This is a genomic window from Cellulomonas sp. P5_C5 (assembly GCF_054049655.1).
In genome coordinates, this window is record NZ_JBFULY010000008.1 from 63,021 (window position 1) to 76,663 (window position 13,643).

The window sequence follows — 13,643 nt, forward strand, 5'->3', positions numbered from 1 at the left end:
ACCCCGCTGACCTGCGCATCGACCTGGTCCGTGCACCACGGGACGTTCGGCGTGCGTTCGCCCACACCTACTGCGCCGACGCGCGGAGTGCGGTTGTATGACAAGTGGGCTCGCGCTCGCGCGACACAGGACCAAGGACCCTCGTCCGCGCCGTGCGCCCGACGGAAGGCTGGCACCGCGCCGGTGGCAGACCGGAACGACGACTGGGGAGCGCGATGAGCACGACGACGTCGGCACGCAACACGTGGCAGACCGGGAGCGGCTCGGTGGTCGACGCCGAGACCGTGGCCCGCATCGACCAGTGGTGGCGGGCTGCGAACTACCTGTCGGTGGGGCAGATCTACCTGCTGGACAACCCGCTCCTGCGCGAACCCCTCACGCGCGACCACGTCAAGCCACGGCTCCTCGGCCACTGGGGCACCACCCCTGGGCTGAACTTCCTCTACGCGCACCTGAACCGCGCGATCGCGGAGCGCGAGCAGTCCACCATCTACGTCACCGGGCCGGGCCACGGCGGTCCCGGGCTCGTCGCGAGCGCGTATCTCGACGGCACGTACTCGGAGTTCTACTCGGACATCACCGAGGACACCGAGGGCATCCACCGGCTGTTCCGGCAGTTCTCGTTCCCGGGCGGCATCCCCAGCCACGTCGCGCCGGAGACGCCGGGGTCGATCCACGAGGGCGGCGAGCTGGGCTACGCGCTGAGCCACGCCTACGGTGCCGCGTTCGACAACCCGGACCTGCTCGTCGCGACGGTCATCGGCGACGGCGAGGCGGAGACCGGGCCGCTGGCCACCAGCTGGCACTCGAACAAGTTCGTGAACGCCGAGAACGACGGCGTCGTGCTGCCGATCCTGCACCTCAACGGGTACAAGATCGCGAACCCGACGGTGCTCGCGCGGATCCCCGACGACGAGCTCGCCTCGCTCATGGTGGGCTACGGCCACAAGCCGCACATGTTCGTCGCCGGGTTCGACGACGAGTCGCACGAGGACATCCACCGCCGGTTCGCGACCCTGCTCGACGAGGTGCTCGACGAGATCGCGGAGATCAAGCGCAGCGCGCACGCCGGCAACGAGCAGCGCCCGCAGTGGCCGATGATCGTGTTCCGCACCCCCAAGGGGTGGACGGGCCCGGACTACATCGACGGCAAGAAGACCACCGGGTCGTGGCGGGCGCACCAGGTGCCCCTGGCCAACGCGCGGGACACCCCGGAGCACCTGGACGTGCTGCGGCAGTGGCTCGAGTCGTACCGGGTCAACGAGCTGTTCGACGAGGACGGCCGGCTGCACGACGACATCCGCGCCCTGGCGCCGGCCGGGCCCCTGCGGATGAGCGACAACCCGCACGCGAACGGCGGGGTGCTGCTCAAGGACCTGCGCCTGCCGGACTTCCGCGAGTACGCGGTCGACGTGCCGGTGCCCGGCGGCTCGATGAGCGAGGCGCCGCGCGTGCTGGGCGACTGGCTGACCGACGTGATCCGCCTGAACCCCGACAACTTCCGGATCTTCGGCCCGGACGAGACGGCGTCGAACCGCCTGCAGTCGGTGTTCCAGACCACGGACAAGCAGTGGAACGCGGAGTTCTTCGGGGCCGACGTCGACGAGCACCTGGCGCGCGCCGGCCGCGTGCTGGAGATGCTCAGCGAGCACCAGTGCCAGGGCTGGCTCGAGGGCTACCTGCTGACCGGGCGGCACGGCCTGTTCAACTGCTACGAGGCGTTCATCCACATCATCGACTCGATGTTCAACCAGCACGCCAAGTGGCTGAAGGTCACCAACGAGATCCCGTGGCGCCGCCCGATCGCGAGCCTCAACTACCTGCTGTCCAGCCACGTGTGGCGGCAGGACCACAACGGCTTCAGCCACCAGGACCCGGGGTTCATCGACCACGTGGTCAACAAGAAGGCCTCCGTGGTCCGGGTCTACCTGCCGCCGGACGCCAACACGCTGCTGTCCACGTACGACCACTGCCTGCGCAGCCGGCAGTACGTCAACGTGGTCGTCGCAGGCAAGCAGCCGGCACCGAACTTCCTGACGATGGAGCAGGCGATCGCGCACTGCACGCGCGGTCTGGGCATCTGGGACTGGGCGGGCTCGGAGGTGCCCGGCGAGAAGCCGGACGTCGTGCTCGGTGCCGCCGGTGACGTGCCGACGCTCGAGGTGCTGGCGGCCGCGGACATCCTGCGTCGCGAGCTGCCCGACCTCAAGGTCCGCGTCATCAACGTCGTCGACCTCATGCGCCTGCAGGACGCGCGGGAGCACCCGCACGGGCTGTCCGACGCGCAGTTCGACGGGCTGTTCACCTCCGACCGGCCGGTGATCTTCGCGTACCACGGGTACCCCTGGCTCATCCACCGGCTCACGTACCGCCGCCACGGGCACACCAACATCCACGTGCGCGGCTACAAGGAGGAGGGCACCACGACGACGCCGTTCGACATGGTCATGCTCAACGACCTCGACCGGTTCCACCTCGTGATCGACGTCATCGACAACGTGCCGTCCCTCGGCTCCGCGCAGGCGAACCTGCGGCAGAAGATGGTCGACGAGCGCCTCCGGGCCCGTGAGTACACCCGCGAGTTCGGCGACGACCTGCCCGAGGTGCGCGACTGGGTCTGGCCCGACGCGCAGGACGAGTCGGACTCCGGTCAGGTGGCGGCGACGCTGTCGACCGGCGGTGACAACGAGTAGCACCCMGTTCGTCCGTGGGGCGGGCGCCGCTGCCCGCCCCACGGTCCCGCACCACAACCGCACCACCGCATCGGAGACTCCCACCGTGGCCCGCAGCATCTACGTCACCTCCCCTGAGGGAGACTCCGGCAAGTCCATGGTCGCGCTCGGCCTGGTGGACCTGCTGGCCCGCACCGTCCAGCGGGTCGGGGTGTTCCGCCCGGTCGCCCGGTCCACGGACGTCCGCGACTACGTGCTCGAGCTCCTGCTCCACCACGACGGCGTCGACCTCACCTACGACGAGTGCGTCGGGGTGACGTACGAGCAGGTGCTCGACGACCCGGAGGCCGCGCTCGCGGAGATCGTGTCCCGGTACCACGACGTCGAGCGGCGCTGCGACGCGGTCGTGGTGGTCGGCACCGACTACACCGACGTCGCCGGTCCCACCGAGCTCGCCTACAACGCCCGCATCGCCGCGAACCTCGGTGCGCCCGTGGTGCTCGTCATCAACGGCAGCCACCGCAAGCCCGCGGTCGTCGCGCAGGTGGCCGACGTCGTCGTCACGGAGATGCACGCCAACCACGCCCAGGTCGTCTCCGTGGTGGCCAACCGGTGCGCACCCGGCACGGTCAGCGGAGTCCGCGACGCCCTCCGGGACAGCACCGGGCTGCCGTCGTGGGCCGTGCCTGAGAACCCGCTGCTCACCGCACCGACGGTCCGGCAGCTGTCCGAGGCGGTGCGCGGCACGCTCATCGCGGGCGACGAGGACCTGCTGTCGCGCGAGGTGCTGGACGTCATCGTCGGTGCGATGTCCGTCGAGCACCTGCTGGGCAAGCTGACCGACGGGTCCGTCGTGATCACGCCGGGCGACCGGTCCGACGTGCTGCTCGGGCTGCTCATGGCCCACCAGGCCGACGGGTTCCCGTCGCTGGCCGGCATCATCCTCAACGGCGGCTTCCACCCGGCACCGCTGATCACCCGCCTGGTGAACGGGCTCGGGAGCAGGCTGCCGATCCTGTCCACCGAGCTGGGCACCTTCCGCTCGGCGAGCGCCGTCGGGGACACGCACGGACGCCTCACGGCCGACTCGCAGCGCAAGGTCGACACGGCGCTGTCGCTGTTCGAGCAGCACGTCGACGGTGCCGCCCTGCTGGCCGCGCTCGACGTCGAGCGGCCCGAGGTGGTCACCCCGCTGATGTTCGAGTTCGCGCTGTTGGACCGGGCACGCTCCGACCGCCAGCACGTGGTGCTCCCCGAGGGCGGCGACGACCGGATCCTGCGCGCCGCGTCGACCCTGCTGCAGCGCGGCGTCGCGGACCTCACGATCCTCGGCGACGAGCCCGCCATCCGCACCCGCGCCACCGAGCTGGGTCTCGACCTCGACGACGCCGCGATCATCGACCCGCACGACGGCGAGCTGCTCGAGCGGTTCGCCGTCGAGTACACCGAGATGCGCAAGCACAAGGGCATGACCGTGGACCGCGCGCGGGAGATCGTCTCGTCGGTGTCGTACTTCGGCACGATGATGGTCCAGCTCGGGCTCGCCGACGGCATGGTCTCCGGGGCCGCGCACACCACCGCGCACACCATCAAGCCGTCGTTCGAGATCATCAAGACCAGCCCGGGCGTCTCCAGCGTGTCGAGCGCGTTCCTCATGTGCCTGGAGGACCGGGTGCTCGTCTACGCCGACTGCGCCGTGATCCCGGACCCGACGGCGGAGCAGCTGGCCGACATCGCGATCTCGTCAGCGGGAACCGCGCAGCAGTTCGGCATCGAGCCACGCATCGCGATGCTGTCCTACTCCACCGGCGAGTCCGGCTCCGGCGCAGACGTCGAGAAGGTCCGCACGGCGACGGCACTGGTCCGCGAGCGCCGGCCCGACCTGTCCGTCGAGGGGCCCATCCAGTACGACGCCGCCGTCGACGCCTCCGTCGCCAAGACGAAGATGCCCGACTCCGCGGTGGCCGGACGCGCGACGGTGTTCGTGTTCCCCGACCTGAACACCGGCAACAACACGTACAAGGCGGTGCAGCGCTCGGCGGGTGCCGTCGCCATCGGCCCGGTCCTGCAGGGTCTGCGCAAGCCGGTCAACGACCTGTCGCGCGGCGCACTGGTGCAGGACATCGTCAACACCGTCGCGATCACGGCCATCCAGGCACAAGCGGAGGACCCCTCATGAGCCCCGTCTCCCAGCCGACGCCCGGATCGGCCCACGGAGCGCACGGCAGCGTGCTCGTCGTGAACTCGGGCTCGTCGTCGATCAAGTACCAGCTGGTCAACCCCGTGGGCGGCGAGGCCATCGCGTCGGGGATCGTCGAGCGGATCGGCGAGGACGAGGGCTCGGTGCGGCACACGTACGGCGGCAACACGACCGAGCGCACGGACCCGGTCGCCGACCACGGTGCCGGCCTGCGGGCGGTGCTCGCCCTGTTCGAGGAGGTCGGTCCGGACCTGGCCCAGGCGCACGTGGTCGCGGTCGGGCACCGGGTGGTGCACGGCGGCTCCGTCTTCGGCTCACCGGTGATCGTCGACGACGAGGTCGTCGCGCAGATCGACGCCCTCTCCCCGTTGGCGCCCCTGCACAACCCACCGAACCTCACCGGCATCCAGGTGGCGCGCGAGCTGCTTCCGGACGTGCCGCACGTCGTCGTGTTCGACACGGCGTTCTTCCGCACGCTGCCCGAGGCGGCCGCGACCTACGCCATCGACCGCGAGGTGGCGCGCGAGCACGGGGTGCGCCGGTACGGGTTCCACGGGACGTCGCACCAGTACGTGTCCGGCAAGGTGGCGCGCGTGCTCGGCCGGCGGATCGAGGACCTCAACCAGATCGTGCTGCACCTCGGCAACGGGGCGTCGGCCTCGGCGGTCCGCGGCGGCGTCGCGGTGGAGACGTCGATGGGCATGACCCCGCTGGAGGGCCTCGTCATGGGCACCCGCTCGGGCGACCTCGACCCCGCGGTGCTCATCCACCTGCAGCGCAACGCGGGGCTGTCGGTGGACGAGGTCGACGACCTGCTCAACCGCCGCTCCGGGCTCAAGGGACTGGCCGGCGAGAACGACTTCCGGGAGCTGCACAAGCTGGTCGACGCGGGCTCGCAGGACGCCGCGCTGGCCCTCGACGTGTACCTGCACCGGCTGCGCAAGTACATCGGCGCCTACTACGCCGTGCTCGGCCGCGTGGACGTCATCACGTTCACGGCGGGCGTCGGCGAGAACGACCCGGTCGTCCGCGCCCGCGCGCTCGAAGGGCTGGAGCCGCTGGGCATCGCGGTGGACCCGGACCGGAACGCGGGCCGCAAGAAGGAGCCGACGATCATCTCCCCGGACTGGACCAGCACCCTGGTGATGGTGGTCCCGACCAACGAGGAGCTGGCGATCGCCCGTCAGGCCGTCGCGACGATCGAGGCGGCCGGCTACGAGGGCACGAGCGACGAGTCCGACCCGGCCCCGGCGGCTACGGGCCACGCCTGACGGTCGGCGGGCACGTCCCGATCCTCACGCGAGCAAGCCATGAGTTCCGCCGCGCGCAGGTGAAGCAGCACGTCACGGGAGGCGGAGCCTCTTCATCGTGCGCAGGACCTCCGTGTAGACGCGCGGCCAGGTGTCCGTGCCCAGGTCGAAGAGCCGGTGCAGGCCGATGCCGGGAGCGCCGAGGATGCCGTGCGCGCCGTGCTGGACCGCGACCGTCTGCAACCGGGTCGTCTCCCACAGGCCCTCGCGCCCGTGCCGGCTGCCGATGCCCGACGAGCCGACGCCACCCTGCGGCGCCGCGACCGAGCCCCAGGTGGCGACGTAGCCCTCGTTGACGTTCACGGTGCCGGCCCGGACCCGGGCGGCGATCGCCGCGCCCCGGCGGGTGTCGGCGGTCCAGACGCTCGCGTTCAGGCCGAGGTCGCTGTCGTTCATCGCCGCCACGGCCTCGTCGTCCGAGGCCACCCGGTAGATGCTCACGACCGGCCCGAACGTCTCCTCGCGCACCAGCCGCGCCTCGTTCGGCACGTCGGCGAGGATGGTCGGCTCGTAGAACCACGGCCCGAGGTCGGCGCGGTGGACGGCGCCGGCGAGCACCGTCGCGCCGTGCCCGACGGCGTCCTCGACGTGCTCGACGACGGTGGCCAGCTGCGCCGCGGACGTCAGCGAGCCCATGTCCGAGCGGTAGTCGAGCCCCGACCCGAGGCGGATCTCGCGGGTCCGGCGGACGAACGCCGCGGTGAACTCGTCGGCCACGTCCTCGTGCACGTAGATCCGCTCGATGCTCACGCAGACCTGCCCGGCGCCGACGAAGCACGCGCGGACGGCCCCCTCGGCGGCGACCTCGACGTCCACGTCCTCCGCGACGTACATCGGGTTCTTGCCGCCCAGCTCGAGGGTGGCCGTCACCAGCCGCTCCCCCGCCTGCGCGGCGACGATCCGGCCGGTGCGGGTGGACCCGGTGAAGCTCACGTGGTCGACGTTCTCCACGACGGCCGCCCCGACGGTCGGGCCGTCGCCGACGACCACCTGCAGGAGCCCGTCCGKAAGCCCGGCCTCCTCCAGCAGCTCCGCGGCCCACAGGGACGTGAGCGCGGTCTGCGGGTCGGGCCGCAGGAGGACGGCGTTGCCGGCCACCAGCGCGGGCAGCACGTCCCCGAGCGTGAGGGTCAGCGGGAAGTTCCAGGGGGCGACGATCCCGACGACGCCGACGGGGTGCCGCAGCACGCGGACGCTCGTGAGGCCCGGCAGCAGGCCCGGCACCCGACGGGGCGCGAGGTAGCGGCCGGCGCGCGCGGCGTAGTGCCGGGCGACCAGGGCGATGTCGCAGACCTCCTCGAAAGCGGAGACCCGCGCCTTGCCGGACTCCAGCTGGATGAGGTCGAGCACGTCGCTCTGGCGTTCGAGCACCAGGTCGTGCACGCGGGACAGGACCGCCGTCCGCTCGCGCAACGGGCGCGCCGCCCACAGTCGCTGGGCGGCGCGAGCGTTCTTCGCGGCGCGCGCGACGTCGTCGGGCGTCGACAGCGGGATGGCCGCGATCGGGCTGCCCGTGAACGGTGCGTGCGACGTGAACACCCCCGCGCGGGGCGAGGTGACCACGCGTCTCAGGAGCGGGCGGACGTCGTCCGGCTCGAGGACGTACGTCGCGAGCGGGTCGGTCTCGGGGTCGTGGAGCTCGATGTGTCCCGGGTCGTGCGCCATAACCGCGAGGGTACGCGCGCGTCCGCAGAAATCCGCGCGCGTGCCCTCTCCCGGCCTGTCGCGCTAGACGCCCAACGTCTCCCGCACGTCCACGTGCAGCAGCCCGACGACCGCGGCACGGCCCTCGGCCGCCGACGGGGCGGCGAGCGCGGCGGCCGCCATGGTGGCGCACTCGGCGGTGGTGTGGTGCCGCAGCGCGTACCGGACCGCGGGCACGGCCCCGGCGGACATCGACAGGCTGGTCACCCCGAGCCCGACGAGCACCAGCGCGATCACCGGGTCGGACGCGGACTCGCCGCAGACGCCGACGGGCTTGCGCGCCTGCAGCCCCGCGCGGGCGGTCGCGTCGACGAGGTCGAGGACGGCCGGCTGCCACGGGTCGAGCAGGTCGGCCAGCTCGCCGCGCAGGCGGTCGGTCGCCATCGTGTACTGCGCGAGGTCGTTGGTGCCCAGGGAGACGAAGTCCACCTCGGCGAGGATCTCCTGCGCGCGCAGGGCGGCCGCGGGCACCTCGATCATCACGCCGACGGTCGCGACGCCCGCGGCGCGTGCCCTCCGCGCGAACTCCCGTGCCTCGGCGGCCGTGGCGATCATCGGCGCCATGACCCACGGGGTGGTCCCGGTCGCGGCCTGCGCGTGGGCGAGGGCCTCGAGCTGGGTGTCCAGGAGCTCGGGGTGCGTCCGCACGAGGCGGTAGCCGCGCACGCCGAGCGCCGGGTTCTCCTCGTCGGGCTGCGTCGCGAACGCCAGGGGCTTGTCGGCACCCGCGTCGAGCGTGCGGACGACGACCTTGCGGTCGCCGAACGAGCGCAGCACACGCGTGTAGACGGCCGCCTGGTCCTCCTGCGTCGGCGCCGTCGTGCTCTCCAGGAACAGCACCTCGGTCCGGAACAGGCCGACACCCTCGACGCCGCCCCCGGAGACGCGTGCGGCGTCCTCGGCGGTGCCGATGTTGGCCAGCAGCGCGACAGCCCGGCCGTCCGCCGTGGCGCCCGGAGCCGTGTCGGACTCCAGCGTCCGCTCGACGGTCGCCCGCCGCTCCAGCTCGGCACGCTGGTCCTCGGACGGGTCGAGGGTGACGGTGCCGTCGGCCGCGTCGACGGCCACGTCGGCACCGTCCGCGAGCGCCGTCGCGCCCGCCACACGCACGATGCACGGGAGGCCGAGCTGCCCCGCGATGATCGCGGTGTGGCCGGTGGGCCCGCCCAGCTCGGTGACGATCGCGAGCACGTTGGCCAGGTCGAGCGCGGCCGTGTCGGCGGGGGCGAGGTCCTTGGCGACGATCACCGACGGCCGGTCCAGCGCGGGCACGCCCGGGGCGGGCAGACCCATCGCGGCGGCGACCACACGGTCGCGGACCGAGCGCAGGTCCGTGACGCGCTCCGCGAGGTAGCCGCCGGCCTGCTCGAACATCGTCGCGAACATCTCGACGACGCCGTCGATGGCGCTGACCACAGGCTCGCCCGCGTCGATCCGCTTCAGGACGCCACTGCGCAGCGCCTTGTCGTCGGCCATCTGCGCGGTGGCCGCGAGGACGTCCTTGACCGTGCCGGTGGACCGTCCCGACTGCTCACGCAGGCGCGCGGCGACGCCGGCGAACGCCTGCTCGACGTGGGCGTGCGCGGTGGGGATGTCGGCCGGGACCCCGTCGACCAGCAACGGCGCATCGGCCGCGACGTGCGGCGCGGGCCGCACCTGGGCGACGGGACCGACGATCGCGCGGCGGCCGACCCCCACCCCCTGGAGCACACGCGCCGTGCTCGTCGTGCTCATGAGGCTTCCTCCGCGTCCAGGTCGGTCGCCAGGAGGTCGACCAGCCCGTCGAGCGCGGCGTCGGCCCCCTCCCCCTCGGCGGTCAGGGTGACGACCTCGCCGCTGGGGACGCCGAGCGACATGACGAACAGGATGCTGCCGGCATCGACCGGCTCACCGTCCGGGCGGGCGATAGTGACGGGCAGCCCGGTCTCGGCGACGGCCTGCGTGAACAGCATGGCGGGGCGGGCGTGCAGGCCGACGCGGGAGGCGACGGCGACGGTGCGCTGAGGCATGACGTTCTCCGATCGAGGTCAGGTGAGGGTCAGGCGGCAGTGGCGACGAGCGCCTGGGCGTCGGCGGCCTGCTCGGCCTTGACGATCTCGTTCGGCTTGGCGCTCTTCAGGGCGATCACGAGCCCGGCGGAGATCACGGTGCCGATGGCGACGGCCATGAGGAACCCGAGCGGGTTCGAGATGAGCGGCAGGACCCAGATGCCACCGTGCGGGGCGCGCTGGCCGGAGCCGACCGCCATCACGAGGGCGCCGGTGACGCTGGAGCCCACGAGCGAGGACACGATGACGCGCCACGGGTCGGCCGCCGCGAACGGGATGGCCCCCTCGGAGATGAATGAGAGCCCCAGCAGCCACGCGGCCTTGCCGTTCTCTTGCTCGGCGTGCGTGAACAGCTTCTTGCGCACGGTCGACGCGAGCGCCATGGCCAGCGGGGCGACCATGCCGGCGGCCATGACCGCGGCCATGATCCGGTACTGCACGGCGTCCGTGGCGAGCCCCTCGGTCGCCAGGCCGGTGACCGCGAACGTGTAGGCCACCTTGTTGATCGGGCCACCGAGGTCGAAGCCCATCATCGCGCCCAGCAGGGCGCCGAGGAGGATCAGGTTGGAGCCGGAGAGGCCGTTGAGCCAGCTGCTCAGCCCGTCCATGAGGCTCGCGATCGGCTGCCCGATGATGAGGAACATCACCAGGCCGACGACGAAGGTCGACAGCAGCGGGATGACCACGACCGGCATCACGCCGCGGACGCCCTTCGGCACCTTCCAGCGGCTGATCCACAGCGCGAGGAACCCGGCCATGAAGCCGGTGACCAGGCCACCGAGGAAGCCGGCGCCGACGGCGACGGAGATCGCGCCACCGACGAAGCCGGGCACCAGCCCGGGCCGGTCGGCGATCGCGTAGGCGATGAACCCGGAGAGCACCGGGACCAGGAACCCGAACGCGACCACACCGGTCTGGAAGAGCAGCGCCGCCCAGTCCATGCCCACGGTGGCGTTGAAGTCGTTCAGGAGGTGCGAGACGGGGATGTCGGTGACCGCGATGACGCCGTCGGAGCCCCCCGCGAACTGGGCGACCATGAACCCCAGCGCGATGAGGATCCCCCCGGCGGCGACGAACGGGATCATGTACGAGACCCCGGTCATGAGCCACTGGCGGATCTTGGTGCCGACGCCCGCGTTCCGGTCGACCTTCGTCACCGGAGCAGCGGCAGGTGCCGCGGGACCACCGGCGGGCACGCCCGCCTCGACGGCGGCGACGGCGGCCGCGATGACGCCCGGGGCGTCGTGCACGGCCTTCTTCACGCCGACGTCGATGAACGGCTTGCCGGCGAACCGGTCCTTGTCCTTGACCTCGAGGTCGGCGGCGTAGATGACCCCGTCGGCCGCGGCGATGATCGCGGGGTCGAGCGGCGTCGAGCCGGCGGCACCCTGCGTCTCGACGTGGACCTCGTGCCCGGCGGCCTTGCCCGCCTGCTCGAGGGCCTCGGCGGCCATGTAGGTGTGCGCGATGCCTGTGGGGCAGGAGGAGACGGCGACGAGCTTCATGAGGGGACCACCTCTCGGGTGACGATCTCCGCGACGGTGGCTGCATCAGGAGCGTCCTTGAGCGACGTGCGGAAGGACTCGTGGACGAGGCGGCGGGCGAGCGCCGCGAGGATCTTGAGGTGGTCGCCGTCGCCCGCGTCGGGTGCGGCGATGAGGAAGACCAGGGTCGCGGGGCCGTCGGGGGCGCCGAAGTCGACACCGGCCGCGACCTTGCCGACCGCCAGGCTCGGCACGGTCACGTGGCTGGACCGGGCGTGCGGCAGGCCGATGCCGCCGGGCATGCCGGTGGCCATCTGCGCCTCACGGGCACGCACGTCGGCGTGGAACCCGTCGGCGTCGGTCACTCGGCCCGCGGCGTACAGCAGGTCGATCAGCTGGCGGGTCGCGTCGTCGCGGTCCGTGGCGACGAGGTCGACGGCGACCAGGTCCGGGGTGATCAGCGGGGTGCTCACGTCACAGCTCCTTGAGGGCGAGTCGGGGATCGGGGTTCTCCACGACCCGGACGGCGTCCAGGTCGATGTCGGTGGGGTCGGGGACGGCCGTGCCGGGCAGCAGGACCGCCGCGCGGCCGAAGGCGACCGCGGTGCGCAGGCGGTCGGCGGGCGACCCGTCCGCGGTGAGGAAGCCGGCGAGGGTCGAGTCCCCCGCGCCGACGGTGGACAGCGGCACGAGCGCGGGACCGCCCGCCCACCACACGCCGTCGGCGAGCACGAGCAGCGCACCGTGCGCGCCGAGGCTGACCAGGACGGCCCGGGTGCACGCCGCGATGACCTCACGGGCGGCGTCGACGACGTCCCCCACGGTCGTGAGCTCGCGACCGACGAGCTCGGCCAGCTCCTCGTCGTTGGGCTTCACCAGCGTGAGACCGCCCTGCCGGACGGCTCGGGTCAGCGGCACCCCGGAGGTGTCGAGGATGAACGGCACGCCGTACCGGGCAGCCAGTCCCGCGACCTGCACGAAGAACGTCTCCGGTGCGCCGAGCGGCAGGCTGCCCGCGCTGACCAGCGCGGCGGGCCTGGTGGCCAGCTGCGTCTCCAGGGCGGCCAGCAGTGCGTCGACCTCGTCGGGCGTGAGCCTCGGTCCCGGGGCGTTGATCTTGGTGGTCACGCCCGTGCCCTCGACCAGCGTGAGGTTGCTGCGGRTGTGGTCGACGAGCGGGACGGCCAGGGTCGGGACGTCGATCTCGGCGAGCATCTCCACCAGGCGGGCACCGTCGGCACCGCCGGTCGGCAGCACCGCGAGCGTCGGGACGCCGTGGCGGACCAGGACGCGGGAGACGTTGATGCCCTTGCCGCCGGGGTGCAGGTGCCCGCCGTGGGCGCGGTTGACCTCGCCGACGCGCAGCCGGTCGACCTCGAGCGCCCGGTCGAGGCTCGGGTTCGGCGTCAGCGTGATGATCATGCGGTCACCACCCGCGGGCCGGCGGCCTCGAGCTCCTCGACGAGCTCCGGCTCCACCCCGCTGTCCGTGATGATCGTGTCCACCTGGGACAGCGGCACGACGTGCGCGAACTCGACGCGGCCGATCTTCGAGTGGTCGGTGAGCACGACGGTGCGCCGCGCGTTGGCGACGAGCGCCCGCTTGACTGCGGCCTCCGCGAGGTCCGGCGTGGTCAGCCCGTGCTCGACGCTCAGCCCGTTGGTGCCGAGGAAGGCGACGTCGGCGTGGATGTCGGCCAGCTCGCGCTCCGCCCACGACCCGACGGCGGCGAGCGTCCGGCCGCGCACGGTCCCGCCGACGAGGTGCAGCGTGAGGTTCGGCCGCATCGCCAGCACCATCGCGACAGGCAGGGCGTGGGTCACCACCGTGAGCTCGCGGTCCGACGGCAGGAGCTCGGCGAGCCGGACGGTCGTGGTGCCGGCGTCGAGGATCACGGCGCCGCCGTCGGGGAGCTCGTCGAGCGCGGCCTTGGCGACGCGCTCCTTCTCCCCCGCGAACCGGGTCTCGCGGTCCGCCACGCCGGGCTCGAAGCCGAGCCGCTCGACGGGGATCGCGCCACCGTGCACCCGGCGGACCAGCCCGTGGCGCTCGAGGACCGTGAGGTCGCGGCGGATGGTCTCGGGGGTGACGTCGAGGTCCTCGGCCAGCCGGTTCACGTCGACCCGGCCGTCGGCGCGTGCCGTGGCCAGGATCTGCTGGTGCCGCTCGGGTGCGTACACATCGACTCCGTCGTCCCGCGCGCCGGCCCTGACTCCGGCGTCCAC

At 72.5% G+C, this 13,643-nt stretch carries 10 protein-coding genes; 3 read left to right on the forward strand and 7 right to left on the reverse strand.

The features are described 5' to 3' along the window. The first annotated feature begins 215 nt into the window (after positions 1–215). The 3 genes from ACXJKF_RS09215 (at position 216) to ACXJKF_RS09225 (ending at position 6,143) form a co-directional block, all read left to right on the forward strand. A complete protein-coding gene (locus ACXJKF_RS09215; protein WP_456787438.1) occupies positions 216–2,693 on the forward strand; it encodes a phosphoketolase family protein in 2,478 nt (825 codons plus the stop codon). 85 nt (positions 2,694–2,778) lie between these two features. Beyond that, positions 2,779–4,851, forward strand: a complete 2,073-nt coding sequence (gene pta, locus ACXJKF_RS09220) for a phosphate acetyltransferase (RefSeq protein WP_456787439.1) — start codon at positions 2,779–2,781, stop codon at positions 4,849–4,851. Then, positions 4,848–6,143, forward strand: coding sequence for an acetate/propionate family kinase (locus ACXJKF_RS09225; RefSeq protein WP_456787440.1), 1,296 nt, complete (start codon positions 4,848–4,850; stop codon positions 6,141–6,143). Before pta ends, ACXJKF_RS09225 begins: the two co-directional genes overlap by 4 nt. A 72-nt stretch (positions 6,144–6,215) precedes the next feature. Here the strand turns inward: ACXJKF_RS09225 and ACXJKF_RS09230 are convergent, their stop codons facing one another. The 7 genes from ACXJKF_RS09230 to ACXJKF_RS09260 form a co-directional block, all read right to left on the reverse strand. Beyond that, positions 6,216–7,847 carry a succinic semialdehyde dehydrogenase gene (locus ACXJKF_RS09230; RefSeq protein WP_456787441.1) on the reverse strand — a complete coding sequence of 544 codons (1,632 nt, stop codon included), beginning with the start codon at positions 7,845–7,847 and terminating at the stop codon, positions 6,216–6,218. Positions 7,848–7,910: 63 nt separating this feature from the next. Then, complete coding sequence (ptsP, locus tag ACXJKF_RS09235) at positions 7,911–9,620, reverse strand: phosphoenolpyruvate--protein phosphotransferase (protein ID WP_456787442.1); 1,710 nt, start codon at positions 9,618–9,620, stop codon at positions 7,911–7,913. After that, complete coding sequence (locus tag ACXJKF_RS09240; protein WP_055912255.1) at positions 9,617–9,895, reverse strand: HPr family phosphocarrier protein; 279 nt, start codon at positions 9,893–9,895, stop codon at positions 9,617–9,619. Before ACXJKF_RS09240 ends, ptsP begins: the two co-directional genes overlap by 4 nt. A gap of 29 nt (positions 9,896–9,924) precedes the next feature. Beyond that, positions 9,925–11,439, reverse strand: coding sequence for a PTS fructose transporter subunit IIC (locus tag ACXJKF_RS09245; RefSeq protein ID WP_456787443.1), 1,515 nt, complete (start codon positions 11,437–11,439; stop codon positions 9,925–9,927). Further along, complete coding sequence (locus ACXJKF_RS09250) at positions 11,436–11,891, reverse strand: PTS sugar transporter subunit IIA (protein ID WP_456787444.1); 456 nt, start codon at positions 11,889–11,891, stop codon at positions 11,436–11,438. The genes ACXJKF_RS09245 and ACXJKF_RS09250 overlap by 4 nt, the downstream gene beginning before the upstream one ends. 1 nt (position 11,892) lies before the next feature. Then, entirely contained in the window at positions 11,893–12,840 is a 948-nt protein-coding gene (gene pfkB / locus ACXJKF_RS09255) for a 1-phosphofructokinase (RefSeq protein WP_456787445.1), read from the reverse strand. Next, a complete protein-coding gene (locus tag ACXJKF_RS09260; protein ID WP_456787446.1) occupies positions 12,837–13,598 on the reverse strand; it encodes a DeoR/GlpR family DNA-binding transcription regulator in 762 nt (253 codons plus the stop codon). Before ACXJKF_RS09260 ends, pfkB begins: the two co-directional genes overlap by 4 nt. Between the last annotated feature and the right edge of the window lie 45 nt (positions 13,599–13,643).

Bases quoted from the DNA above. Each gene is read 5' to 3' on its own strand.
- ACXJKF_RS09240 (WP_055912255.1), bottom strand. From the start codon at position 9,895: ATGCCTCAGCGCACCGTCGCCGTCGCCTCCCGCGTCGGCCTGCACGCC.
- ptsP (WP_456787442.1), bottom strand. From the start codon at position 9,620: ATGAGCACGACGAGCACGGCGCGTGTGCTCCAGGGGGTGGGGGTCGGC.
- ACXJKF_RS09215 (WP_456787438.1), top strand. From the start codon at position 216: ATGAGCACGACGACGTCGGCACGCAACACGTGGCAGACCGGGAGCGGC.
- ACXJKF_RS09245 (WP_456787443.1), bottom strand. From the start codon at position 11,439: ATGAAGCTCGTCGCCGTCTCCTCCTGCCCCACAGGCATCGCGCACACC.
- ACXJKF_RS09225 (WP_456787440.1), top strand. From the start codon at position 4,848: ATGAGCCCCGTCTCCCAGCCGACGCCCGGATCGGCCCACGGAGCGCAC.